The 25,859-nt window shown below is 47.3% G+C and carries 20 protein-coding genes and 1 other RNA gene; 12 read left to right on the top strand and 9 right to left on the bottom strand.

Features of this window, described 5'->3' with window-relative positions; genetic code table 11:
* Positions 1 to 398 precede the first annotated feature (398 nt).
* Positions 399 to 4,208, top strand: coding sequence for a secretin N-terminal domain-containing protein (locus NEPTK9_RS05870; protein ID WP_194847901.1), 3,810 nt, complete (start codon positions 399 to 401; stop codon positions 4,206 to 4,208).
* A gap of 189 nt (positions 4,209 to 4,397) precedes the next feature.
* Positions 4,398 to 5,834, top strand: a complete 1,437-nt coding sequence (locus NEPTK9_RS05865) for an ATP-binding protein (protein WP_194847900.1) — start codon at positions 4,398 to 4,400, stop codon at positions 5,832 to 5,834.
* 210 nt (positions 5,835 to 6,044) lie between these two features.
* Here NEPTK9_RS05865 and NEPTK9_RS05860 read toward each other — a convergent pair whose 3' ends face one another.
* Together NEPTK9_RS05860 and NEPTK9_RS05855 are read right to left on the bottom strand one after the other, a co-directional pair.
* Positions 6,045 to 6,269, bottom strand: coding sequence for a hypothetical protein (locus tag NEPTK9_RS05860; protein ID WP_194847899.1), 225 nt, complete (start codon positions 6,267 to 6,269; stop codon positions 6,045 to 6,047).
* Positions 6,266 to 6,469, bottom strand: a complete 204-nt coding sequence (locus NEPTK9_RS05855; RefSeq protein ID WP_194847898.1) for a hypothetical protein — start codon at positions 6,467 to 6,469, stop codon at positions 6,266 to 6,268. Before NEPTK9_RS05855 ends, NEPTK9_RS05860 begins: the two co-directional genes overlap by 4 nt.
* Positions 6,470 to 6,665: 196 nt before the next feature.
* On the opposite strand from NEPTK9_RS05855, the gene NEPTK9_RS05850 reads away from it, so the two are divergent.
* The gene (locus NEPTK9_RS05850; protein ID WP_194847897.1) at positions 6,666 to 7,619 is read left to right on the top strand and encodes a tetratricopeptide repeat protein; all 954 of its coding nucleotides are present in this window, start codon (positions 6,666 to 6,668) and stop codon (positions 7,617 to 7,619) included.
* Complete coding sequence (gene yidD, locus NEPTK9_RS05845; RefSeq protein WP_194847896.1) at positions 7,620 to 8,042, top strand: membrane protein insertion efficiency factor YidD; 423 nt, start codon at positions 7,620 to 7,622, stop codon at positions 8,040 to 8,042. It begins immediately after the preceding gene.
* A 273-nt stretch (positions 8,043 to 8,315) separates the two neighbouring features.
* On the opposite strand, the gene der is transcribed toward yidD, so the two are convergent.
* A complete protein-coding gene (gene der, locus NEPTK9_RS05840) occupies positions 8,316 to 9,677 on the bottom strand; it encodes a ribosome biogenesis GTPase Der (protein ID WP_194847895.1) in 1,362 nt (453 codons plus the stop codon).
* A gap of 73 nt (positions 9,678 to 9,750) precedes the next feature.
* Here der and NEPTK9_RS05835 point away from each other — a divergent pair, with 73 nt between their 5' ends.
* Positions 9,751 to 10,137: a disulfide bond formation protein B gene (locus tag NEPTK9_RS05835; protein WP_194847894.1), complete on the top strand. Its 387-nt coding sequence runs from the start codon at positions 9,751 to 9,753 to the stop codon at positions 10,135 to 10,137.
* A 52-nt stretch (positions 10,138 to 10,189) separates the two neighbouring features.
* Entirely contained in the window at positions 10,190 to 11,872 is a 1,683-nt protein-coding gene (locus tag NEPTK9_RS05830; RefSeq protein ID WP_194847893.1) for an ATP-binding protein, read from the top strand.
* Here the strand turns inward: NEPTK9_RS05830 and NEPTK9_RS09895 are convergent.
* From NEPTK9_RS09895 to NEPTK9_RS05810, 4 genes are read right to left on the bottom strand one after another with little or no spacing between them, the layout of a single operon-like run.
* Positions 11,869 to 15,537 (bottom strand): SNF2-related protein, encoded by a 3,669-nt coding sequence (locus NEPTK9_RS09895; RefSeq protein WP_194847892.1) that lies wholly within the window; start codon positions 15,535 to 15,537, stop codon positions 11,869 to 11,871. The genes NEPTK9_RS05830 and NEPTK9_RS09895 overlap by 4 nt on opposite strands.
* The gene (dapF, locus tag NEPTK9_RS05820) at positions 15,500 to 16,294 is read right to left on the bottom strand and encodes a diaminopimelate epimerase (protein WP_194847891.1); all 795 of its coding nucleotides are present in this window, start codon (positions 16,292 to 16,294) and stop codon (positions 15,500 to 15,502) included. Before dapF ends, NEPTK9_RS09895 begins: the two co-directional genes overlap by 38 nt.
* On the bottom strand, positions 16,295 to 16,891 hold the full coding sequence (locus NEPTK9_RS05815; RefSeq protein WP_194847890.1) for an ATP-dependent Clp protease proteolytic subunit: 597 nt from the start codon (positions 16,889 to 16,891) through the stop codon (positions 16,295 to 16,297). It lies immediately after the preceding gene.
* A 15-nt stretch (positions 16,892 to 16,906) separates the two neighbouring features.
* Entirely contained in the window at positions 16,907 to 18,388 is a 1,482-nt protein-coding gene (locus NEPTK9_RS05810; protein WP_194847902.1) for a glycine hydroxymethyltransferase, read from the bottom strand.
* A 132-nt stretch (positions 18,389 to 18,520) separates the two neighbouring features.
* Between NEPTK9_RS05810 and cdsZ the strand changes: the two genes are divergently transcribed.
* Positions 18,521 to 19,288, top strand: coding sequence for a zinc ribbon domain regulatory protein CdsZ (gene cdsZ / locus NEPTK9_RS05805; protein WP_194847889.1), 768 nt, complete (start codon positions 18,521 to 18,523; stop codon positions 19,286 to 19,288).
* An 87-nt stretch (positions 19,289 to 19,375) separates the two neighbouring features.
* Positions 19,376 to 19,744: RNase P RNA component class A (rnpB, locus tag NEPTK9_RS05800), an RNA gene on the top strand.
* A gap of 1 nt (position 19,745) precedes the next feature.
* Here the strand turns inward: rnpB and NEPTK9_RS05795 are convergent.
* Positions 19,746 to 20,669: a tyrosine recombinase XerC gene (locus tag NEPTK9_RS05795; RefSeq protein WP_194847888.1), complete on the bottom strand. Its 924-nt coding sequence runs from the start codon at positions 20,667 to 20,669 to the stop codon at positions 19,746 to 19,748.
* 54 nt (positions 20,670 to 20,723) lie between these two features.
* Between NEPTK9_RS05795 and NEPTK9_RS05790 the strand changes: the two genes are divergently transcribed.
* Genes NEPTK9_RS05790 through NEPTK9_RS05775 form a run of 4 tightly spaced genes read left to right on the top strand, consistent with a single transcriptional unit; the run spans position 20,724 to position 24,474 of the window.
* Complete coding sequence (locus tag NEPTK9_RS05790) at positions 20,724 to 21,704, top strand: linear amide C-N hydrolase (protein ID WP_194847887.1); 981 nt, start codon at positions 20,724 to 20,726, stop codon at positions 21,702 to 21,704.
* A gap of 28 nt (positions 21,705 to 21,732) precedes the next feature.
* On the top strand, positions 21,733 to 23,313 hold the full coding sequence (locus NEPTK9_RS05785) for an ABC-F family ATP-binding cassette domain-containing protein (protein ID WP_194847886.1): 1,581 nt from the start codon (positions 21,733 to 21,735) through the stop codon (positions 23,311 to 23,313).
* Positions 23,310 to 24,029, top strand: a complete 720-nt coding sequence (locus tag NEPTK9_RS05780; RefSeq protein WP_194847885.1) for a TrmH family RNA methyltransferase — start codon at positions 23,310 to 23,312, stop codon at positions 24,027 to 24,029. The genes NEPTK9_RS05785 and NEPTK9_RS05780 overlap by 4 nt, the downstream gene beginning before the upstream one ends.
* Before the next feature lie 19 nt (positions 24,030 to 24,048).
* Positions 24,049 to 24,474 (top strand): hypothetical protein, encoded by a 426-nt coding sequence (locus tag NEPTK9_RS05775; protein WP_194847884.1) that lies wholly within the window; start codon positions 24,049 to 24,051, stop codon positions 24,472 to 24,474.
* Position 24,475: 1 nt separating this feature from the next.
* On the opposite strand, the gene NEPTK9_RS05770 is transcribed toward NEPTK9_RS05775, so the two are convergent.
* Positions 24,476 to 25,765 carry a tetratricopeptide repeat protein gene (locus tag NEPTK9_RS05770; protein ID WP_194847883.1) on the bottom strand — a complete coding sequence of 430 codons (1,290 nt, stop codon included), beginning with the start codon at positions 25,763 to 25,765 and terminating at the stop codon, positions 24,476 to 24,478.
* Between the last annotated feature and the right edge of the window lie 94 nt (positions 25,766 to 25,859).

Below are 25,859 nucleotides of genomic sequence, written 5' to 3'. Positions count from 1 at the left end.
GAGGAAACCAGGGCAATCTGGTTTCCTTACTCTTTCACTTTTTCCTGAACAACAAGCCCCTTATTTTTTTAAGTCTGCATACTTAGTTGGATGAAAGATGCGTCGGGGGCAAGCCCCCGACGTATCTTTCTTACATATACCACCGATAAATGTGCGAACTTTTTACCTGTAAAGGTGAACAAGGCCGACGATTTTATGATGCATAATGCCACAATTGACTTACAATTAGAATTTTACATATTAATCCCTAAAGCCACTCTGTTCTGTACACAACAATTTTTGGAACACGAGAGTAAGCTATTTTCTTGCCCTCCCACCTCTCTATAAAAAAATTGATGCGGAGTAATTGCCATATCTGGTATGAAATAAGAACTTTATAAGTAGTGTAAAAATACGTGATGAAAAGCAAAGTTCTATCCTTTTTTTTCTTGGTATGTTTCCTTTGCTTTTCCCTATCCCCCCTTTCTGCCGCTAAGGAAAAAACAGTCCAAGATTATAGTCTTCTTCCCCCTGAAACCGGTGAGGGATATACGATTAACTTCGATAATGTTCCTGTCATTGAACTGATCAAGTTTATCAGCAAGATCGGTGGCGTCAACTTCGTCTATAACGAAAATGAGCTAAATTTTAACGTCACCATTGTCTCAGAAGAGCCGACCCGATTGGTGCATGTCATGGCCGCTTTTATCCAAGTACTGCGGATCAATGGGTTCGACCTGCTAGAGCAGGGAAACAATTTAGTTGTGACAAAGGGAGGCGCTGGACGGCAAATTGCCCCTGTTGTCTCACAGGAAGTTCCCCTTGAGGAAGGACATGTCCCCCCCATTATGACACGGGTTTTCAAGGTGAAAAATGCCAACCCAGTCACCTTAGCAGGGATTGTGCGACCCCTTCTATCAAACGATGCGATCATTGAAGTGGCGGAGGCAACCCGCAATATCATCATCACCGATATCACCCAAAATATCGAAGAGGTCCACAAACTCTTCTATACCTTGGACCAACCCAAAACTCCCCTCGATATCGACTCCTATATTTGCCGGAATAACGACCCCGAAACGTTAATCTCTCTTACAGAGCAAATTCTCGTTCCCGTTTCTGAGGGAAATCCCCTCATCTATGTCCCACAAAACACAACGGGAACCATTTTTATCATCTCCACCCCTTTTCTTATTGAAAAGTCTTTGGCCATTCTCGAGGATCTCGACAACCCCCCTTCCCTTGCTCGGGTAATTCGAGGCCCCCTCACTGCCCAAAATGTGCTCATCTACCACATCCGAAATAAGCCTGCTGATGTCCTCGAACAAGGGATTGAAGAGGTCAAGCAAAACCTAGAACTTGCAGGGCCAGCATCACAAGAAATCGTGAACACATTAAACACGATGAAGTTCATTAAGCAAAGCCACTCCCTCCTTTTCATGGGAAATGAACAGACGTTAAATGAAGTCCGCCTCATCCTGGAAAGCTTAGACATCCCCTATAGCGATACAGAAATGGAGTTCCTAAGGGGAGGCTTTTACATTTACAAAATCAAAAATGCCGATGAACCGCAAATCGCTAATTCCTTAGAAAAACTCATCATCAACTTGAAACAGTCCCAATACCCCGACAATGACCTGATCGAAACGATCGAATCGATGAAGTGGGTCAAGGAAAACAACTCTTTAATTTTTACAGGGGATGAACGCTCCTTAAACAAGCTCAAACAGATCCTTCCTACCTTTGACGTTTCAAGTGGAGGAACACGTGTAGCAACCTCTGAGTTTTTCATGTATAAACCGATCTCCATTTCGGCTGAGCGGCTCAAGGAAGATATCGATAAAGCAGCCAGGCAACTCGAAGCTTCAGGACTCGAGGATCCTGAGCTGATCCAAGCGATGAAATCAGCCCACCTTTCTGAAAATGAGACCCGTGTTGTCTTTACCGGAACTCCCGAAGCCATCGAAAAGATCAAAGAGATGGTCAAGTCTTATGACTCCCAGGAGCAAGAGACCCTCTCCTCTCAATACTTTATCTTCAAACCGGAAAACCAAACACCTGGGGCGGTCATTAAGCAAGCAAAACATGCTGCCGACAAGATGAAAAGCTCAGGCCTTGCCGACCAAACCCTCATTGCAGCGCTCAACTCTGCAACCGTTGTCTCCGATGGAACCGGAGTGCTCTTTACGGGAACCCCTTCCGCTATTGCAAGGGTCAAAGAAATCGCACCCACCTTCGACGCACCTACCCTTGAATCACCTGGTGCCAGCGAGTTTTATGTGTATACTCCGATCCATGTCAGCCCTAAAGAGCTCATCGAACATGCAAAAACCGTTGCGAATGACATGGAAGAGTCGGGGTTTGTCGATAAAGCGCTCATCGACACGTTGAAAAACACCCGCCTTGTTTCAAAAGGAAAGGGTGTCCTCTTCACAGGAACCGCCGAGTCGGTCGAAAAGGTCAAAGAGCTCCTCCCCTCTCTCGATGTTCCTACCGATGAGTTTGGTAAGCAGCCAGGAAAAACCACCTTCATCATCTACAAGATCAAATATCTGAGCGGCCCTGCGCTAATGGGCTACCTGAGGAACATGGCAGAAGACCTCCAAAAAGCAGGCTCCACCCAAGAAGCGCTGATCAAAACGTTAATGAACATGCGCTACGTCCAAGATACCAACTCACTCATCTTTACAGGACCTCCCGTTGCTGTGCAAGAAGCGCTGATCCTTGCTCAAAAGTTTGATATTCCCGATCTCGCCCAAGAGCTTCCTGCGCGCGCACCTTCTGGATACCTCATTTACAAACCCAAGTTTGTTCCAGGTCAAGAACTGATTCAGTTACTCCGTGACTTTGAGCAAAACCTGATCAATTCTGGGGTCACCAATAGAGAGCTCTTTGATACGATCAACAACCTAAAGTGGATGGAACGAACCTCTTCGATCCTCATCTCAGGAGAGCCCGAAGATACCCAAAAGGTCTTGGAACTCCTAGAGCGCTTTGACATTCCTGGTCCCGGCATTCCTGAGGGAGAACCAGGGGTAGAAACCATTTCCGATACGAGCTTTTTGATCTATAAATTGCAATACCACTCGGGAGGCGAAATCCAAAGCGCCATTAAACTGATCGGTGGCGACCTTGAAAAAGCCAAAGCCAAAGGAGGTGATGCCCTTTCCGAAGCAATAAAGACCTTACAGTGGATCGAGGTGACGAACTCCTTGGTTGCAACAGGACAGCCCGAAGCCCTTGGGAAATTGAAAGAGTTGATCAAAAGTATCGACGTTCCCCTCAAGCAGGTCTTTGTCGAAGTCCTTGTCATCCAAACAGGGCTCACCAGCAATCTCCAGTTTGGTCTCCGTTGGGCCTCGCAAGGACAGTACCGCAATAAGTTTGCCTACTCAACCTCTTCAACCCCTATTAACACCAATAATAACCCCGATCCCCTCGTTGCCTTTAACGATAATTTCCGCACCGTGAATGCTACCACCACCCCCACTGGAAGCTTCATCCCATTCGCATCTGGCGGGGACCTTGGTGTGATCGGTGATATTGTCCTCCACAAAGGGCAGAGCTACTTTGCCCTCGGTTCCCTTGTCAATGCTCTCCGCACCGATGGAGAGTCAACGATTGTCCTCAACCAAAAGCTGATCACCCAAGACAACAAACTCTCCACTATTTTCGTGGGACAAAACATCCCCTACACCGGTTCGACCGTTACCAATAGTGGAGCGGCAACCGTCCAAACAGCCAACCTTGAATACCGCGACGTGGGAATCAGCCTCAACATCACCCCTGTTGTCGGTAATAATGATGTTGTCACCCTGATGATCGAAGAAGATATCTCAGAGGTTGTCAATACCGACCAGGGAGACACCACTACACCCGACCAAATAGCGGGGATTACCACCAATAAAGCAAGCACCAAAACGGTTGCCAGCGTCCCTGACAAAAGCTTCCTTGTGATTAGTGGCTCGATCCAAGATACCACCACCCACTCAAAAACTTCAATCCCCTGTCTCGGAGGACTCCCCCTCATCGGTGCCGCCTTTAGCGATAACGCGACCAACAAAACCGTTGCCAACCTCGTTATCTTCGTCCGTCCCCATATCATCAAGTCGTTCGACACCTACGCTGAAATCACCGAGCGGCAAGAAGACATCTATCGCGACCAGGCCAACGCCGAAGACTTCGATGCCGGCATTGAGCTCGTCAAAACCCCCGATGATAGCTACTAAAATAATTTTTTGAAAAAGCTTCTTTTTTTTGCGAACAAAAATACGCAAACCGCTAACAAAAAACAGCTTAGCAAAATAGATTCTGTTCGCAAAACATGCAAATGCGCATGTTGCGAACCGAATTTAATTGACAAAATGGTTCGCAAGACCGACAATTACAGATATCGCGAACCATTTTAAGGAGACCCTGTGGAGCAAGAAGCCTTCGTAGGAAGAGAAGAAGAAATAAAACAGCTAAGGGCTTTACTAAAAAAGCGCTCAGCGAGTTTTGTCGTTGTTAAAGGACGAAGAAGAATTGGTAAAAGTCGACTCATCGAAGAATTTAGCAAAAACCGAAAAACGTATAAAATTACAGGTCTTGCTCCTGAGCCAAACACAACAAAGCAAGACCAGCTCGATGAATTTGCAAAACAGTTAAGTGCCGTTACAGGTCTTCCCGAAATAAAGACCGACGATTGGAGCAAACTATTTGCTTTTCTTGCGCGTGAAGTTAAGACAGGACAGGTCCTGGTCATTTTCGATGAGATTTCTTGGATCGGCTCAAAAGACTCCGCCTTCTTGGCAAAGTTAAAAAATGCTTGGGATGATCTTTTCAAGAAAAACCCTAAGCTGATCTTTATTGTTTGTGGATCTGTATCGACCTGGATCGACGATAACATTTTAAATAGCAAAGCTTTTTATGGGAGGATTTCCTGGACTTTAGAGCTCAACCCCCTTCCCTTAGCAGACTGTAACCGGTTACTAAAAGCGCATGGGTTTCGAGGTTCTACTTATGAAAAGTTCAAACTGCTATCGGTCACTGGCGGCATCCCCTGGTACATAGAACTAATGCAAGGAAATTTTAATGCTGACGAAAATATTAAAAGGCAGTGTTTCTTAAAAGGTGGTGCCTTATTTGGTGAGTTCGAGCAAATTTTCCATGATGTTTTTGGGAAACAAGATCAAGTTTACAAAGACATTGTAGAGGCGCTCGCAGATGGAGCTGCTGAATACAAAGAAATCTCTAAAAAGATCGACTATAAAAGTAGTGGCCGCCTGAGTAATTACCTTACAGCCCTTGAAAAAGGGGGATTTATCAGTAAAGACTTCACCTGGTCTCTTGCCTCCGGAAAAGAATCTAAGATTGCTCAATATCGACTTAGCGATAATTATCTGCGCTTTTACTTAAAGTATATCTCTCCCCATCAAGAGAAAATCAAAAAGGGCCATTATAACAAAGGTGGTCTTCCTAATTTCATAAACTGGGATACCGTTATGGGATTACAGTTTGAAAATTTAGTTCTCGGCAACCGTGAAAAAATTCTTGAACTTCTTAGCATACGACCAGAAGATATTATTTCCGATAACCCCTACCTTCAAAAACAAAAAACACGACATAAAGGCTGCCAGGTCGATTACCTGATTCAGACAAAATATAAAAACCTCTATGTCTGTGAGATCAAATTTTCTAGATCTCCCATAAGTGCCAAAGCCGTTGACGAGATGAAGAAAAAAATTCGTGCACTGGCGCTCCCAAGAGGAACCTCTGCCCTCCCTGTACTTATCCACCTCGATGGTGTCACCCATAGCCCAGAGATAAAAGACTACTTTTACGAAACCATCGATTTTGGGGAGTTGCTTTATTGACTGGAGCTTGAGTTTCCTCGGTATTTCCCCATCCGACTCAAGATTTGGGTTTTCCTGCGCTGGCTTTGCCCCCCATGAGCCGGAATGGGTATCGCTTAGTCCTTGTTATTCTTCTTATTTAAAGCCTCAGACTTAGCGTTATCTATTTTACGAAGGCTATCATTAAATTCCTTAATGATTTTCGTGGTTTCTGAAAAGATCCCTGAAGACCTAGCAATAAATTTCGAGAGCAGAACCTAAGCATAAAGTGGCTCGAAACCCTTCGATAATCCCATAATCCTCATAAGAGTTTCTCGACCATTCATCGAGAATTTCATGGCACCCTTCAATGTCCATTTGAGAAAATTTTTCACCAAACAGTTCCGTATACTCTTCTTGCATAGAAGAAAATGCCATTAATGGAAAAAATATAACGAACATAAAAACTTTTTTCACGAAACACCTACTCCGCAATAAACTATCAAGGCTATCCCAAAGATCGTTATTAATAAATAAATCATTCCTTGGGTAATCAGTTTTTGGTTTTCTTCCCGAAACCCCTTTTTTAAAGGAAGTAAAAAACGGGTACAAGCTATTCCTACTGCTATCGCAGAAGCAGTTTGGATAAAGTAAAGAATGCCCAAATGAAATGCCATTGTCACCTTCTGAAGTTTTTAACCCGAAATTCAGGTTTTTAGTTTTTCTTTTGAGGAAAGCTCCTCATTTATGGAAAAGGTTACTATATTCAATTTTTTTATTAAAAAAAAATCGATAAAACAGCGCTACCCAACAGTTGATGCGAAAAAAAATACAGGCTAGACTTTTCGAAAAGGGTCTGCTACCCTTTCTGAAATGAATAAGGTGCGATTTCTCTTCTTTTCCCTTTGTCTTCTGGCAATGGCTGGGTGTTACCGGGTTTCCGATACGATCGAGCCTCAGGTCAACTACTCGGTTCAGGACAAGTATTTGATGCAACTTCCTCCTGCATTCCCTCCCTTAAGCGCCCATGAAAAAGAGGAGCCGTGGGGAAAGGAGTACCTCATCGCTCAAAAATTTGCTGAAAAGCTAGACCTCTACCGGGCGATTACCACCTTTAAACGGGCTGAATTTTTGCTCCCTCCAGGTGAAAAAGAGCGGCGCGAAGAGATCCAATACCAGATCCTCCTCTCCTACTATTTAGGGAAGCGTTACGAAGAGGTCGAAAGGGAATTTGACCACTCAGCGCTTTACACCGCCACCAAAACCTTCCCCTCTTACCACGATCTCTTGATCATCATGTATGAGAGCTACCTTGAGCTCGGCGAAGAGAAAAAGGCCGACTATGTATTGAGGATCATCGAACATCACTACCCGGAAACAGCCAAAAAGCTGGGGGTTTCGACCGCGCTGATCGAGGGAGACCTCGATGAGCTGCAGGCCCTCGAGAGAGAGGACCCGTCGAAGACCTACCTCACAAATATTTTAGAGACCTACGACGCAAAAAAAAAATCGGTGAACAAAGCGCAGACCTTTAATGCCCTTGTTCCCGGCGCTGGCTTCCTCTATGTGGGGCAAAAGCAGTCTGCCTTCACCTCCTTTGTCCTCAACGGCCTCTTTATCTGGGCATCGGTCCATTTCTACTCAAAGGGAAATATCGCTGCCGGCACTATCTTTGCAAGTTTTGAAGCGGGGTGGTATTTTGGTGGGATCTACGGAGCGGGAGAAAGTGCCAAACTCTATAACGAGCGCCTCTATGAACGGCTCGCCTATCCCGAACTCAACCGGAACGGCCTCTTTCCCGTCCTCATGCTAAAATTTGGGTTTTAAATGAAATTCTTAGTCGCCCTTCTTTTGACCCTTCCCCTAGTCGCTGAAGTGGGCTTTATCGAGCCGTGGGGCAAAGATAGTGAGATGATCGCTAAGAAAAGCCGCATTCCTCCTCTCCCTCAGAAAAGTGGATGGATGACCAAACTAGCTGAGTCTGTGATCCTCTTCCACCAAAACATCCTCTCCCCTGTCGATGGTCCCCGAAGCCACTTCCGCCCCACTAGCTCCCGCTATATGCTTCTTGCCATGAAACGGCACGGCTTTATCAAGGGATATATCATGGGGTGTGACCGCCTCCTCCGCGAAAATAAGGAGGACTGGGTCTACCGGAAGGTAACGATCGATGGAGAGATCTACAAGTGGGATCCCACATTCTCCTCTTCAAAAAGAAGACGCTCTTCTACGAGAATGTCTCTGAATTAAAATTTTTATCTTTTCTTTCTTTTCTGATTAATTTTTATGTTCGAGCTTGACAACTTTTCTAAGTTGCCTGCACTCTCCACAAAAAAATTTCTGCAGAAAATCGAAGAAAACCTAGAGAGTGTCGTCAAATTATCTCTGATGGAAGAGTTCTTTCTATGAGAGATCCCCAAGGCGCCCGATGGAGAGAGCCCCAAAGTGGGCTCTTGAAGCAGGGCAACGCTGGAGATTTCCATAGGAAGGGCTAAGACAGCAGCTAGAATTTGACGACACTCTCTAAATAAATTCTAACTCAGAGACACTCTCTAGAAAAGCCACCTCTTCCTGAGCTTTTCCTTTTCGAGCCTTCTTTCCCTTTAGATAAAAAGTGAGAGGAACGCCTGTGTAGCGGTAGGCTTCTCGGAACTGGTTGATGAGGTACCGTTTGTACGCATCATCTAAAAGATCGGGGTGGTTGACGAAGAAGACAAAGCGAGGAGGGTTACTATCGACCTGCGCCATATAGTAGATCCGGAGACGCTTTCCTTTGATCATTGGGGGATGGACCTTATGGATCGCCCCTTCGATAAACTTATTCAGTTGGCCCGTAGAGATTCGCATGGCACGGTAGTGGCTTACTTCACCAATCAGGGGAAAGAGATCGTCCAATTTCCGTCCTGTCTTTGCGGAACCAAAAAGGGTGGGACAATAAGAGGCAAAAGAGGCCTCCATTTCGATCCCCTTTTTGCAATGCTCCATCCGAAACCCTTTCACTAGGTCCCACTTGTTGAAGAAGAGGATGCACCCCTTCCCCTTTTCTTCGATCCGGTTGAGAATCCGCTTTTCTTGGGAAGTCATCCCCTCCTGAGAGTCAAGCATGAGGATACAGACATCGGCCCGCTCAATGGCCCGGTCGGTCCGGATCGCCGCAAACTTATCGACCACCTCAGGCTCCGACTTTTTCCGCCGGATCCCTGCCGTATCGATAAAGGTAAAGGTCTCCTCGTTCCACTCAACCGACACATCGATCGAGTCGCGGGTTGTTCCCGCAATGGGGCTGACCACACACCGCGCCTCATCGAGGAGGGTATTGATCAATGTCGACTTTCCAACGTTGGGACGGCCAATAATGGCCACCTTGGTCCCCTTAGCCTCCTCTTCCTTCTCCACCTCGGGGCAGGGGTCAAGGGCAAGCTCAAGCATCTCAGCGATATTGTTTCCCTGAATCGCCGATACCGGAAGCACCTGTTCAACCCCAAGGGCATAAAAAGGAGCCAAAACCGACTCATCCTCATTATCCACCTTGTTGACTGCCAAAACCAGCGGCTTCCCACTCCTTAGCAGGAGGTGGGCAACATGCTCATCAAGGGCAGTCAGGCCGACTCGGCTATCGACCACCATGATGAGGCTATCCGCCTCCTCAATGGCGATCTCCGCCTGCATCTTCACCTCTTCAGCAAAGGGGATCTCGCTCCCCTCATCGATCCCACCGGTATCGATGATCTCAAAGGAGCGCCCAAAGAGCTCCGCCTCCGCATATAGACGGTCCCGGGTCACACCCTCCATCTCATCAACAATGGCAATCCGCCTCTTCGCAATCCGGTTAAATAGGGCCGACTTCCCCACATTGGGGCGCCCAATCAAAGCAATCTTTAACATACCCTAAGAGGATACCATAAAACGGCTCTAAGGGCTAGCTAGAAATTCCCTAAAGAGGTAATTAGAGGAAGAGATGAGCTATCCTAAAATATTTTTGACTATCCTTTTCTTTGCCCTTATAGCCCTAGGCTTTTCCTACTATGCCCAATATGGCCTAAATCTTGCCCCCTGCCCCCTTTGCCTCACCCAAAGAGCCCTCTATTTCGCGCTAGGGGCCCTTGCCTTTATAGCCCTCTTCGTTCCCTGGAAGCGGCGCCTCCTCCGCCTTACCCAGGTGAACCTCCTCGCCCTCCTCCTCATGGGCGCCTACCACACCTATGTCGAGTACCGCCAGACCCTCTGCGGCTGCAGCGACACCTCCTGGTCCCTCTTCGGTCTCCCTGCTCCCCTCTATAGCGCTATTCTTTGCCTGGCTCTCCTTATCACCACTCAGTTCTTTCTGCTTAGGAAAAAGAATTAACCTTTGTTTTTTTTGATAAATTGGTATAATTGTGGGGAAAAATACCTAGCTTATGAAAAAACTTCCGATTGGAATCCAAAGTATCCACAAAATCCTCTCAAAAGGGGATTACGTTTATGTCGATAAAACCGACTTTATTGAAAAGTTAATCGGCGAGGGCTCTCCTTACTACTTTATCTCAAGACCCCGAAGGTTTGGAAAGTCTCTTTTTTTGAATACCCTTGAAGAGGTCTTTAAAGGGAACAAGGAGCTCTTTAAAGGCTGTGCGATTTATAACAGTGGGTATAAATGGGAAAAGCATCCCGTCATCTACTTGGACTTTTCTCAAATCGAAAGTACCACACCTGAAGAACTTGAAAATGACTTAAAAGATATTCTTCAAGAAATTGGGCAGTCTTATGGACTCCCATCCCCGACCCATTCTTCCCTTAAAGCGCAGCTTAGAAAGCTTGTCATAGGACTAGCAAAGCAAAATCGGGTGGTTATTTTAGTCGATGAGTACGATCAGCCCATTATTAATCACCTAAGCAAGCCTAGTATCGCCGAAAAAAACCGAGAAGTCCTAAAACGATTTTTTTCCACGCTTAAAAGTCTCGACCGTTATTTGGAGTTTGGGTTTATTACAGGAATTAGCAAATTCTCCCATGTTTCACTTTTTTCAGGGCTTAATAACTTGAATGACATCACAATGGACCCCAAATACGCTGGAATGATGGGGTATACCGATGAAGAGGTGAAAAAGCATTTTTCAGAAGAGGTCAAGGCGATTGCCTTTGAAAGGGGCGAAACATCTGAGGAAAAGGTTTTTGAAGAGGTCAAGGTATGGTATAATGGCTACCGTTTTTCTAGAACCCCCCTCTGCGTCTATAACCCTTTCTCAACGCTTAACTTTATGAGCAAGAAAGAAACTGCCGGATATTGGTACAGTACAGGAACCCCTTCTTTTCTGATCGACCAACTGAAGAAGTATCCGAAGTCGATGATTTCATTGGATGGGACAACGGCAAGGAAAGATGAGTTGACCGACATCAGCTCATTGGAAAAAATCGATTTAAAAGCCCTGATGTACCAAGCAGGCTACTTTACCGTCCAAGACTACAACCCTACCTCCAAGCGGTATTACTTGGGACTCCCAAACAAAGAGGTCCGAACAGCTTTCATGGACTCCCTTGTTGAACACTTTACCGATGAGGTCGATGTTAGAGAGTCTGAAAAATTTGCAAAAGCGCTAGAGACCTATCAGATCGATATTCTATTTGAGCATATCAAAACCGGTTTTTCGAGCTTTCCCTACCCAGTCTTTGCAGGGGCCAAGGAATATACTTATCAGGCGATGCTACTCTCAATGCTTTATGGGATGGGTTTTGACCTCCTATCAGAAAGGCTAACAAATACGGGGCGTATCGATGTTGTTCTAGAAGTGGAAAAGGCTACCTATATTCTTGAACTTAAACTTGATGGAAGCTCAAAAGCAGCCCTTAAGCAAATCCAAGAAAAAGGGTACTTCAAGCCTTATATGCATAAGAAAAAAGAAATTGCAATCATCGGAGCAAATTTTTCGTCAGATACCCGTAACATCTCCGACTGGGAAGGGGAGCTGCTCTCCCCTTCTGGAAAAACGATCCGCCCACTTTTTAAAGAGGACTCATCGGTGCTCGAAAGTGTGCAGAAGGGACTCGAAGATGCCAAAAACGGTAGGCTCAACACTATAGATCCTAAAGAATTTGATGGTTAAGCCAATTTCCTAAGGAGCTCAGCCAGGTCATTCCGATTGAGGTGTTTGATCTGGTCTTGGTCGTCGTAACCGACGACCCCTTCGGCAAGACCCAGCTTTTTCTCGATGAGAGCATGGATGTGCTCTTCTACCGTTTGCTTATTGACCATTTTGAAGACTTGGACACCCCGACTTTGACCGATCCGGTGCACCCGGTCGGTAGCTTGGTTTTCCTTGGCGGGGTTCCACCACCGGTCGTAGTGGATGACGACGGAGGCGGCGGTGAGGTCAACACCGGTGCCGGCTGCTTTGAGGGAGGCGACGAAGACTTCGCAGTTGGGATCGTCACGGAAGGTGTGGAGCTGCTCTTTCCGGTTTTGGGTGGAGCCACGGATCGTGGCGTAGCCGATGTTGTGCTCTTTGAGATAGTTTTCGATGAGGGTCATCATATCGAGATACTGGGAGAAGACAACAAGTTTTTGGCCGCTCCCCCGGGTCTCTTCGAGAAGCTCGATGAAGAGATCCCACTTTCCACTTTGGTGCTCTTTGTAGTTTTTGAGATCTTTGGTAATCAGGCAGGGGTGGTTGCAGATTTGCTTGAGGGTATTGAGAAGGGCAAAGATGTGCATGTAGGGAACATCTTTGTTGGGGCTGGTGATGTCGGTCAGGAGGGCATCGCGTGATTTATTAACCGTCTCTTCGTAGAGCTTTTGTTGTTCATCGGAAAGGAAGGAGTAGGCGATCTCTTCGATTTTTTCGGGAAGGTCATCGAGAACTTCACTTTTTTTCCGGCGGAGGACAAAGGGATGGATCAGGCGAGACAGGAGCTCTTTTTTCTCTTGGTCGTTATGCTTTTCGATGGGGTTGACAAAGTGCTCCCGGTATTGGGCCATCGAGGGCATGTAGCCGGGAAGGACGCTATCGAAGAGAGCTTTGAGCTCGGCAAGGCGGTTTTCAATGGGGGTTCCGGAAAGGCCCACCTTGGTTTTTGCATTGAGCATGAGGAGCGCTTTGTGGGTTTGCGACTGGCTGTTTTTGGCGATTTGGATCTCATCAAAGATGGCGACGTCGAAGTCGATTTTGGAAAGGGCTTCTCTTTCACTGCGGAGGGTGCCGTAGGAGGTGAGGAGAAGGTCGGCGCGAGTATTGAAGGAAGCGAGGGTTCGCTGCGTTCCATAGAAGACAACGACTTTGAAGTCGGGGAGAAATTTTTCGAGGAGCTCTTCCCAGTGGTAGATGACCGAGGTGGGGCAGACAACGAAGTATTTTTTGCGGAGCTCGCTGGGAGCATTTCTGGCAGCAGCAAGTAGAGCCATCGCTTGGTGGGTCTTCCCGAGTCCCATGTCGTCGCAAAGGAGACCGGAAAGGCCGTAGGAGTAAAGGAACCAAAGCCACTTGAGACCCACCGACTGGTAAGGACGGAGGGTACTTTTAAGCCCTTCAGGGTTGAGAATGTCGGTGGTTTCAAAAGCATCAAGCTCTTCAAGCAGGGCGCGAGTCCTTTCTGAAGTCGGATCATCCCCTTTGGGCTCTTCCACCTTTTCAAAGGTACGGAGGCGGATCCACTCCAACGTGGAAAAATTCATGATGTCTTTACGAACACTCCCAAGCTCATGGAGCCAGTTGAAGCGAGGGTCTTTAAAGAAAAGGAGGCCCGCTTCGGTCATCGCATAGGAGCGGTTTTGATCGAGAGCCTCTTTAATGGTGGAAATCTTTTCTTCTCCAAACTCGCTGACATAGACGAGTGCCGCTTCCCACATTTTCCCCGTCCCTTTGGCAAGGGAGTTCACCTTCAGGGTAAGATGGTGGGGCTTTTTCAAGCGGCGATCGATCTTGATGATCTGGTTTTTGAGTTTAATCAGCTCGACAGTGATGAAGTTGGCCTCTTGACTTTTGGGAATCACCCGGGTTTGTCGATACTTACTGGGAAGGCGGGCGGCTAAGGGAATTTCTACAAACCCCTCTCCAGATACATAGGAAAAATCGCCATAGTAGTGGATCTCTTTATCTTGATATTCGGGATGGTAAAAGTATTGGGGTTCGATGACGATTTCTCGTTTTTCATTGAGCCCGATTTTGAGCCCTGCTTTTTCTAGAGGGCAGATAGGGCCGAAAAAGTTTTTGATCTGCTCGAGCTCTTCACGGTTTTCATAAATGAGATGGGGGATCTCGTTTGCGGGAATCACTTTTCCTGGGGCTAAATTGCCCAGTCCTCGTGTCCGCACCTTCTTGTAAAACCCTTTTCCCTTCATGTAAAGCCAATCGCCAAAGTCGAGAATGTCTTCGACTCCCTCGTAGGTTCCCGACTCACTGTCAAAGGAGAGATTTTCTAAGTCAAAGGTATAGACAAGGCGAAATTCGACGTTTGAAAGGTGGATCCGAAACCCCTCTCTTTCATTGAGCCAGAGGCGGTGCTGGTTGATAAAATCTCCGATCCCTTCAGGAGGAACAATGGTCTCTGTCTTTTCAAAGAGCATCTCCTTCATCGGGAAAAACCCTTTCCCTTCGATGTAAACCCAAGGGGCAAAAAGAGCAGAATGTTCCCTTTGAAGGTCCCCTTTTTCAAAGGCATAGCAGCTGATATGAAGCCGCTGCTTCTCATCAAAGTGGAGATCATAGGAGGGGGCGACTGCCTCTCGCGAAAGGGTGATCCCTTCGAGATACTTTTGGATCGCTTTAAAATTTTGGTCCAAAAACTCTCCCAATTTCTCCTGCGGAACACTCTTCTTTTTAAGGAGGGGGCTTGTTTTTCTGGGGAAAAAGCCTCCGTCAGCATAAAACTCCCACTCCCCTACCGCGATCGCCCCATTTCCCCTCTTTTCTCCTAAAGGCTCGGCGGTGATGCGAAGGGCTCTCTCCGCAGGATCGTAGTCCATTTTCTGCACTTTCACATCTCGAAACTCATGGACGGGAAGGGGGGACTCGACCAATTTGAGGGAGGGAATGATCTCTTTCCAGTTCACCTCTGCAATATAAAACTGAAACTCCAAGTCTTTAAAGGTGACCGTCACCTGCTTGGGAAGCGCCTGGCCAGAGGCGCTAAATTGAATGGTGTAGCTTTCTCCAAATTCTTCAGAAAGGAGCATCCACTTTGCGAGGTCTGACCAAAAGGAGAGCTCATACTGAAGCTCTTGGGTGGGGGTTCCCCGTTTCCAAAGGGCAAGTTCCTCGGGAGCGAGGTTGGAAAATTTTAGCGACGTTTCTTCGGTTTCTTCAGGACGGTCGAAAATCAGCTCTTTGAGAAGGGTGGTGCCTTTGGAGGTTTTGACCTTGACCGAGAAGAGGGTTTCTCCCCCTTCGGAGGTGGCGATATACTCTTTTTCCCCCTCTTTTGTAAGGGCAGTCAGCGCCCCTCCATGCCTTTTGAAAGCCATCAAGCAAAGTTTATTCCAAAAGGAGTCTTGAAAGCGGATGTGGAGAGGTTCTTCTTGAACAATTTTGATAAAAGCAGCGGCAAGGTGGGGGCAAGAGCGGTATTTTTCAGCCTCTTCGCAGGTGCAAAAGGCATCTTTGACCTCCCCCTCATCTCCGATTTGTAAAAAGGGCCAAAACTCCCCTTCGACTGAGGGATCTTCCACTTCGACTTGATAGGTTCCTTCAGAAAAGACAATGCTTTTAACATGTCCTTTTTGGATCAGATCTTCTCCCTCAGCACTGTGCTGGGGTTTGAAAGGGTTGGCCGTCACTCACACATACCATGGTGCCATTAAAAACATGGGTGACACCACCTGACATGATCAGGTCTTGTAACACCCCATCTTTTGTTATTAGCTTAAATTGGAGCTGCTGTCCAGAGTGAAAGTGTATATCAACTGGGCCAGCGAGCCCAAACCGCTTCCATGCTGCCATGCAAACGGCCGTCGCGCCACTGCCACATGAGAAGGTCTCTTCTTCGACACCCCTCTCAAACGTGCGCATATAGATGACGCCGCAGGGATCGAACTTAGCATAGTTGATATTTACACCTAAAGAAGAAAAGTGTTTTTTTGCCCCTTTCTCGAAAGAAGCAAGATCATCAACAAAGGTGACAAAGTGGGGAACCCCCACCTCAAGGAGGAAGTGGGACTCTTTTTCTTCGACGATCTTTGGAATCCCCATCGACACAAAGATTTTTCCCTTCTCGATCATACAGGGATAGATCTTTTTCATCGTTTCGATCTGAAAGCTATCGCCTCCTTCCCCCAGATCGCGCAAAAATTGGACAAGGCAACGGAGTCCATTGCCACACATCTCCGCTTCTGAGCCATCCCGATTAAAAATCTGCATCCCAAAATCCCCTTCCTCCGAAGGTGTGAGGAGGATGATCCCATCGGCCCCAATTCCATATTGGCGGTGACAAAGAGAAGTGATGATATCAGAAGAGAGGGAAAGATTTCCCTCTCGATCGTCGATCAAGATAAAATCGTTTCCCGTTCCATGGTATTTGGAAAAGGAAAGTTCCACTTACTCAAACCCAAGCTCTTTGTAGGAAGAGACGATCCCATCGAGGAGACCAAAGTCTTTTGCCTCTTCAGCGCTCATCCAGGTGTCTCGATCGATGGTTTTTTCAATCAGAGCATGGTCTTTTCCGGTAGCCGCCGCATAGGCATCGACAATTTGCTTCCGGGTCTTGATGATTTCTTTTGCTTGGATCTCAAGGTCGGTCGCTTGTCCTTGGATCACCCCTGCGATCAGCGGTTGGTGGATCATGATCCGCGCATTTTGCGTTGCATACCGTTTGCCAGGAGCCGCTGCCAAGCTGAGGATCGATCCCATCGATGCTGCAAGCCCGGTGACCAGGGTGGTGATGGGGGAGGTGATCATCTGGATCTGATCCCAGATCGCAAAGCCCGAGTCGACAGAGCCTCCAGGAGAGTTGATCACAAAGAGGATCGGCTCGCCAGGCGCTTGATGTTCGAGGTACCAGAGTTTTCGGATCGCATCCTTGGCACTTTTGTCGGAAACCGCTTCTGAAAAAAAGATCCGCCGCTTCTCTAAGAGAAGGTGCTCGACCTTTGAGTCAAAATTGCGGGAGGTTTCTTCGTTTTCTTCTTCGCTCATCTATTCATTCCTTTGTTAAACTGCTCCAAGCTCTGGATAGAGGGGGAACTCACTTAATAATCGCGTAACTTCATGTCTTGCTCTTTCAAGGACTGTGGCATCGATCGACACCTTCGCCTTGCTTAGGTTCCCTGTCCGTTCCACCACTTTCGCTTGGGTTACTTTTAGCAGATCGACCATTAAATCGGCAATCTCTCTCATCTCATTTTCCTTCAGCCCCCGTGAAGTGAGTGCGGGTGTCCCGATCCGCACGCCCGAGGTGTACCACGCCCCATTCGGGTCATTGGGAATCGCATTTCGGTTCACGGTCATCAGCGCCTCTCGCATCGCAACCTCCGCCTGCCGCCCTGTCAAGCCAAAGCTTGACATCACGTCAACAACGAGGAGATGGTTGTCGGTTCCCCCTGTCACGAGCCGGACATCTTTTCGGAGCAAACTCTCAGCAAAAGCCTGCGCATTGAGAACCACCTGTTTCGCATAATTTTGAAACGCTTCACTATTTGCCTCTTTAAAGGCCACCGCCTTGGCTGCCATCACATGGGGGAGGGGACCGCCGAGAACAAGCGGACATCCCTTATCGATCACTTCCCGGTACTCTTTCTTGCATAAAATCAATCCGCCACGGGGACCGCGCAGTGTCTTATGGGTCGTAGAGGTCACAATGTCAGCGTAAGGAACGGGGTCATACTCTCCGGTCAACACCTTACCCGCAACCAGCCCTGCAAAGTGAGCCATATCGACCACAAAGACAGCGCCACACTTATCGGCAATCTCTCGCATCTTCGCAAAGTTCACCAGCCTTGGATAGGCCGAGTAGCCCGCAATTAAAATGGTCGGTTTTTCCCGCATCGCCTGCTCTTCGATCGCCTTGTAGTCCATCTCTTCGGTCTTGGGATCGACCCCATAGGTGACCGCCTGCATCATCTTTGCCGACACGTTGTGGCGGAAACCATGCGTCAGGTGTCCCCCCGCATCCAACGACAAGCCCATCATCTTCTGGTTGAGCATCAGCTGCCGGATCTCCTCATATTCTTCGGTAGAAAGCTCATCGACACTCTTGTTGTAAAGCCGCTTTACATTGGGATTTTGAACGCGGTGAACCAAGATGGCCCAAAAAGCAACCAGATTCGCATCGGCTCCCGAGTGGGGTTGAACGTAAGCATGTTCGGCGTTAAAAAGTTTTTTCAGCTCTTCGACAGCGAGCGCTTCGATCCGGTCAACATTTTCACATCCCGCATAGAAGCGGTGGAAGGGAAAGCCTTCGCTATACTTGTCGGTAAGGAGGTTCCCCATCGCCAATTGCGTGGCGAGCGACGAGTAGTTTTCCGAAGCGATCATCTTGAGAGTGCCCCGTTGATCAGCAAGTTCCTTAAGGATCCCGTCGGCAATCTCGGGGTTTTGCTCGTTTAAATGATCAATTGCCGCCAGATAAGCGATCGCGGCAGAGGACCGCTCCCCCTCTGGGACCTGATCAAAGTAGCGGTTCAAAAATGTCATTACAGCTAGCTCCATACTTACCTTTGCAGTATGACACGATCGAGGCTATTCGTGCCACTAAGAATTTTCCTTGAGGAATTTTCCTATATCGGATAATATCCCTATCAAAGAATGATACAAGCACAGGGACAAATGGACCAAAGATTAAAACTACTTCTTGAAATTCAAGAACTTGATATTAAGATGATTCGCCTCATGCGGGTCAAAAAGCAGCGACAGAAAGAGCTGAAGCAGATCGAATCCCTCCGCACTGAGCTAAAAGAGCAGCTAGCCCTTAAAGAAGAAGAGATTAGCGAAATCAACAAGCAGGTCAAAGGGCTTGAGGAGAAGATTCAGGAACTCACCGATAAGTACAAAAAGTTTGAGGCTCAGCAAGCTTCTATCAAAAAAGTCGAAGAATTCAACGCCCTGACCCAGGAAATGACTGCTGTTGAGCGGGAAAAGGTTGCTCTCGAGACCCAAACCTCCAACATTTTAGATAAAAAAGTTGCTGAGGAAGAGATCCTTGAAAAGATCAAGGAGAGCCTCACCTCCTCTGAAACAAGTAGCCAAGAGCTCGAAAAAGAGATCAAGGCGAATATCGACCAGATCAACGAAGAGGGTCAGCAGCTAAAGACAGAGCGAGATGCGCTCATCGATAAGGTGGATCCTGAGATCCTTACCATTTACGAAAGACTCCTTCGCAATAAGAAAGACCGCGTCATCGTCCCGATTGAAAACCGGGCCTGCAGCGGCTGCCACATTGCCCTCACCCTTCAGCATGAAAACCTCGTGCGAAAAGGAGAGAACGTAATCTTCTGTGAGCACTGCTCGCGGATCCACTTCTGGCAGGAGAGCGAAGCTGTCGAAGGAACCACTGTTGCGACAAAGCGCCGCCGCCGCCGCACAGTGAAGGCCTAAGGTGTCTAAGACACCAAAAGGTGTTGAAGTCCTTAAAATCCTTGGGTGAAACTGCACCCAGATCTTGAGACTTCGACATCAAAAACTACGGAGTGGGACGCAATCGCTGCTTTAGGAGCTGAGCTTCTAAGGGAGAGGAAAGTCTGGACTTCAGAGAAAAAGGTGCCAGCGAAAGGCTGGGAGCCGTAAGGCTACGGAAAGTGCAACAGAAAACAGGCCGCTAGCCCGCAAGGGCTGGGTAGGATGAAAATGTTTGGTTTGGGACCAAACCCCCAACTGGCAACAGCTGGGAGATGCAAACCCCACCTGAAGCAAGAAAAGAGTTCGATCTGTTTTTCGCAAACGGAACTCTTTCACGTCGCTCGAGGGTCTTAGCGATAAGGCCCCTAGATGAATGATTGCAACTTACACCTCGCGTGTGAGTGACAGAATCCGGCTTATTCCCCCTCCGGGAACCTCAAGCGCTAGCTTTGCTAGCGCTTTTTCTTGCCCGCTTTGCTCTTGGATGGGCCTTTTCATAGACCTCCCGTTTCAGCTTTGTTGAAACGCGAGTGTAGATCGTCGTTGTCCCGAGTGAAGCATGTCCCAAAAGAACCTGAATCGTCTTGAGATCCATCCCTTTTTCAAGCCAGTGGGTCGCGATCGTATGACGGATTGTGTGGGGGGTGATGTTCCCTGCAAGGCCACTTTTCCGAAGATAGGTTTTAAAGAGGCGGTCGATCGAGCGAGGGGAAAGGCGCTCTCCCCACTTATTAAGAAAAATGGCCTCTTGATCTTTTTGATAGTGGGGCTTTCCCTCTTCGAAGCGGGTGGGATGGTTGAGGTACTCTTTCATCCACTTAGTGGCGTTTTGAGTAATGGGAACGATCCGCTCTTTTTTTCCTTTTCCCTTCACCCGCAAAGAGCGCCCTTTGGGATTAAAGTCTCCGCGGTCGAGAAGGGCCAATTCGCTAATCCGAAGCCCTGAGCTGTAGAAAAGTTCCATGATGCACCGGTCACGAAATCCTAACAGCTCATCGGTATTGGGTTGCTTAAAGAGCTCTTCCACCTCTCCATAAGAGAGGGCTTTAGGAATGGGCTTGTCTAGCTTCGGACTGCCGATTTCAGCGGCGGGGTTTTCTTTAATCTTTTTTTCCCGAAGAAGGTATTTAAAAAGGGAGCGAAGCGAAGAGAGGTGACGCAAAATGGTCCGTTTCGAGGCTCCTTTTATCTGAAGATGGGCAAGGTAACTGCGAATTGTCCGCTTATTGATCTCTTTTCCCTTGGAAAAGTCTTTAAAGGCTTTTAAGTCAAGATGGTAGTTGCGGAGAGTATGGGGAGAGGCATTTTTCACCACCTCCATATAGTGGATAAACTCCCCTGAAAACTTTTTAAAATTCATCTCTTTAAATTAACAAGATTGCTAGAAAAAGAAAAGGCGTGATAACAGGGAATTATGATTAAGCTATTCTTATTTGTTTGCGTTTCTTCCATTCTTTTTGGGTGCACCGACTTTTGTCTTCATGATGAAAAGGACAATGTGGTCATTGGGCGATCGATGGAATTTTCGGTTCCACTCAAGTCAGAGCTGGTGATCCATCCAAAGGGAGAGGAGATGGGTAAAAATGGCTTTTCCTGGACCAACAAATACACCTATATTGGTGTGACCGCTTTTGTTCGAGAAATCATCACCGATGGAATGAATGAAGCAGGCCTTTCCTATGGCGCCCTTTGGTTTCCTTCTGCAAAATATCCCCAAGTGGACCACGATAAGAAAGCGCTTCCAGTGGAAGCTTTAGGCGACTGGCTCTTAGGAAATTTTGCGACCGTTAAAGAGGTCAAAGAGGTGATCGAAGCGGTAAACCTCATCGGAGTAAAAATTCCTCAAATCGATTCGGTCCCTCCCCTCCATCTTTCGATCCATGACCGGTCAGGAGCTAGCCTTGTCGTTGAGTTTATCGATGGGAAGATAGAAGTCTCTGATAATACTGTCGGTGTCTTGACCAATGCCCCCTACTTTAAGTGGCATGTGATCAACCTCGCGAACTACATCGACCTGACCCCTCTGAATAAGGGGGCAATCAACCTTGAGGGAACGGTGATCGGCCCTCTCGGACAAGGATCGGGACTCCTCGGAATCCCCGGAGATTGGACCCCTCCTTCCCGCTTTGTCCGGATGTCCACCTTCAAAAATATTGTTCACAAAGCAAGGAATCCCAAAGAAAATGTGAACCTCGCTTTCCACCTTCTGAACACCGTTGACATCCCTTATGGAGCAATCCGCTCCCTTGATGGACACTACAACTATACTCAATGGACTGTTGTTAAAGATCTAGAAAACAATATCCTCTACTACCGGGACTACGACAGTCTCTGCATCAAAAAGCTCGCCATGCCCAAAAATGCGAACAAAGTCCAGTATTTTCCTCTGGATTAATGAAAAAGCATTTGCTATACTCCCCTGTATGATTGTTCTAGATAAAATTTCAAAAAAGATTGGGACTCGCGTCCTTTTTGACGATGTCTGCGCCGCCTTCAACCCGGGGAATCGGTATGGCCTAACCGGCCCTAACGGAGCTGGAAAGTCCACCCTCCTTAAGATCATGATGGGGGTCGAAGATGCGACCTCGGGATCTGTCTCCCTTCCTAAAAAAGTGGGCTTCCTCAGACAAAACATCGAAGAGTTCAAAGATATCCGCGTTCTCGATGCGGTGATCGTCGGCAATGCCCGCCTTTGGGAAGCGATGGTCGAGCGAGACATGCTTTATGAAAAAGAGATGACCGACGAAATCGGAATGCGACTAGGCGATCTAGAAGAAGTCATTGCTGACGAAGATGGCTATAGCGCCGACTCCAATGCCGAGGTCCTCCTCATTGGAATGGGAATTGATGCCGAATTTCATGAAAAACAGATGCATGAGCTCCCCACAGATTTACAGTTCCGCGTTCTCCTTTGTCAGGCCCTTTTTGGAGAGCCCGAAGCTCTTCTTCTCGACGAGCCAACGAACCACCTTGACCTCGAATCGATCGGCTGGCTGGAAACCTTCCTCCACAATTATACCGGCACGTTAATTGTTGTGAGTCACGACCGCCACTTCCTCAACGCCGTCACCACCCATATCGCCGACATCGACTACGACACGATCATCACCTATCCCGGCAACTACGATGAGATGCTCGTTGCAAAAACAGCAGTCCGCTCCCGCGCCGAGCAAGAGGCGAAGTCAAAAGAGAAAAAGATTGCGCAACTCAAAGAATTTGTCTCCAAGTTTGGAGCAGGAACCCGTGCCTCTCAAGTGCAGTCACGGATCCGGGAAATCGGCCGCCTCCAACCCCAAGAACTTAAAAAGTCAAACATCCAACGCCCCTTTATCCGCTTTACACCTCCAGAAAAACAGTCTGGTAAGATCGCCCTCAGACTCGAAAATGTGAACAAAAGCTTTGGGGACAACCCTGTCATTAAAGATTTTTCAATCGAGCTGATGCGAGGCGATAAGGTTGCAGTGATCGGAACCAACGGCATTGGAAAAACCACCCTTTTAAAACTCTTTGCTGGCGTCTTGGAGCCCGATAGCGGAACAATCGAGCGGGGCCACCAGGTCGAACTTGCCTACTTCCCCCAAAACCACGAAGAATTCATCGACAAAAGTGAGAAGGTGCAAGCCTTCGACTGGCTCAAACGGTTTAGAAAAAGTGCCTATGACCAAGAAATCCGAAGTGTCATGGGGCGGATGCTCTTTGGAGGAGACGATGCCTTCAAGGAAATCTCCAAACTCTCAGGAGGAGAAACCGCCCGCCTAATTTTTGCAGCCCTTCTTCTCAACAAACACAACACACTGGTTCTCGACGAGCCTAATAACCACCTTGACCTCGAAGCGGTGTCTGCTCTCGGTTGGGGCCTGTCCGAATTCCAAGGAACGACGATCGTTGCCTCTCATGACCGGGACCTTATTAATGAGTATGCCACTAAGATCATCTCGATTGAATCAAATGGGATCCAGGTCTTCGATGGCACCCTCGAAGAGTTCCTCGCTGCCAGGGCATGACTTTTACCAAGGAAAAGTTCTTTTCCCTCCCCTACCGCAAGCGGCATAAGCATGCGGGAAGACACCTCCGCTCCCTTTATGAGCAAAAACTCCCCCTCGACCCCCACTATCGAATGATGGAAGAGTGGCTTGAACTCCCCCCCCTTGAAGAAAATAGGGAGGCGATCAGCGATCGGTTCCACCTTCATATGCGAGAAGCTGCCATTTCCCTGCAAGAACACAACACTTTAGATGTAAAGCGGCTTGATATCCTCTCTAACGCCCCTTACCTTCCGATCGGAATTTACCTGGAAGAGCTCCGCTCCGCCTTTAATATTGGGAGCATCCTCCGAACCGTTGAAGCCTTTCGCCTTGGAACGGTTTACTTTTCAGAAAACACCCCCTTCATCGATAACCCCAAAGTGGAAAAAACGGCGATGGGTGTTGCCCACACCGTCCCCACCCAACGGGGTGACTTAAGCACTCTTCCTGGACCCCTTATCGCTCTAGAAACTGTCGAAGGGGCCCCCTCTATTTTCGACTTTGAGTTTCCCGACAGCTTTTCTCTTCTCCTGGGTAACGAAGAGTATGGGCTCAAGGCAAAAACCCTCGAAGCCGCCGACCATATCGTCCAAATTCCCCTCGTAGGATCGAAAAACTCCCTCAATGTTGCAAGCGCCTTTGCGATCGCTGCAGCACATTTTTCTGTTGCGAAAAGGGATCGTACTTTATTATGATGGCGAAAGAGGTATGGCTATGAATCAAGAAGACAAAAAGTCAGTCATTATTAACTTTCGAGAAGAGCTCGAAAAGTTCACCACCGACGTCAATCAGCTCGCTCAAAACGGGGGGCTCTGCACCGAGCGGGAGTTTTTGCAAAAAATTGCCGATGATGTGAATCATCTCTATGCGAGCTGCATCAAAGTCCAGAAAGCTGAAGATGAAGAAATTGAAGAAATTGGTTCGATCATCCAAAATATCTTTGTTCAACCCCTCGCAGTCAAGCGTCACCAAAGAGTGACTATTTTAAATGCTGTCGAAACCTTCAATGGAGAGAGTGAAAGTGACCTCTTCCACATCATGGAGGCCTATGTCAAGCACCCCGAAACAACCAAAAGCTTCCTCCGGGAGCTCGAGCTCCTCACCCACGACCTCGACGAGGCCTTAAGAAAAACTGCTTAATTCAAGATCGAACTAAGTTTTGAAGAGTCTCTACAAGCCGGTGATTCGACCCCAATCTCTCTTCAGCAAGGGGAAGAACCTCATCCTTTATTTTCCTTGTTTGCTCGGAGGTATTCGGAGCCCCAGTAAAAAGAGTTAGATTAAGTAAAGCAGCTTCAGTTTCAGGGTGTGGTTCCTTAAACACGCGGCAGTAAGTTTTGAAACTTAGTGATAGATATTCTAGAGCCTGGGCATAATCTTTTAGACTAGCATAGGCTAGACCTGCATTACCCAGGCTCCTTGCCAATAGGTCCGGGAGTCCTTCTCCAGCAGAACTCCTATAAATTTCTATTGCTTCCTTATAATACTTCAATGCCTCAGTGTTATTTCCCATGTACCCAAAGCACATTCCCACATTATTTAAACTCAATGCCACATGTGGATGCATATCTCCTAGTAGTTTTTTACGAAGCTCTAGCCCTTGCTTATGATACTTCATTGCTTCTTCATTTCTTTTTAAATAGTTAAGTGTTAATCCTATATTATTTATAACTGCAACCATATTGGGATCTTCTTGTTTTAAAAACTTTTCACCTAATTCTAAAGCCTCTTTCTGCCATTTTAGTGCCTCAGTATGTTGTCCTAAATAATTATAGGCAGCTCCTATATTATTTGAAGTTAATAATGCATTTTTACCCCACCTCGTCCCTTGGAGCTCCTTAAAAATTTTTAAAGACTGCTTATAAAGCTCCAAAGCCTCATTCAGCTTTCCTAGCTTTTCAGTAACCGTTGCCATATTATTCAAGCTTACTGCTGCGTCACCACGCCTCTCGTCTATCATTTCCCTGTTTATCTCTAACACCTCTTTGTGCACTTTTAAGGCTTCTTCATAATTTCCCAAACAAGCAAGCGTTCCTCCCATATCGCTTAAGATCGATGACAAAACAAGAGAATTATTCAATTTTCTAGAAAGTTCTACCGCTCTATTTTGGTACCCCAGTGCTTCCTTATACTTGCCTTGTGTAAAAAGAACCTTCCCCAATTGAGCAGCCTTATTAAGTTCTATAGCTAATTCTTCATTACCCATTGAAGGATAACCACCAGGCTGCCCATTAGAGAAATATCTTTTATGGGCCATAGGAAAGATGTCAAAACTAAGTTTTTTTGTTTGCAAAAATTGGTTGCTAGTGCTTGTTAAAAAACTTTGTTGTTCTCCTTTTTTTGCAAAGAAGGTAGCATTGGACCTTTGTACCTGAAAGAGCTTTGCATATTGAATATATTTTGACTTAGTAGCACCTTCATTTTTTGTCAACTACTCCTCCCTAAAGGAAGGAGCTTGTAGCTAGCGCAGTTGCTGCTACCATAGGCACGTTGACAGGTGCCCTTGCTGAGACAACAGACTCAGC

The sequence above is a fragment of the Candidatus Neptunochlamydia vexilliferae genome, from assembly GCF_015356785.1.
GTDB classification, from domain to species: Bacteria; Chlamydiota; Chlamydiia; order Chlamydiales; family Simkaniaceae; genus Neptunichlamydia; species Neptunichlamydia vexilliferae.
This window is presented reverse-complemented; position numbering and strand designations above follow the sequence as displayed.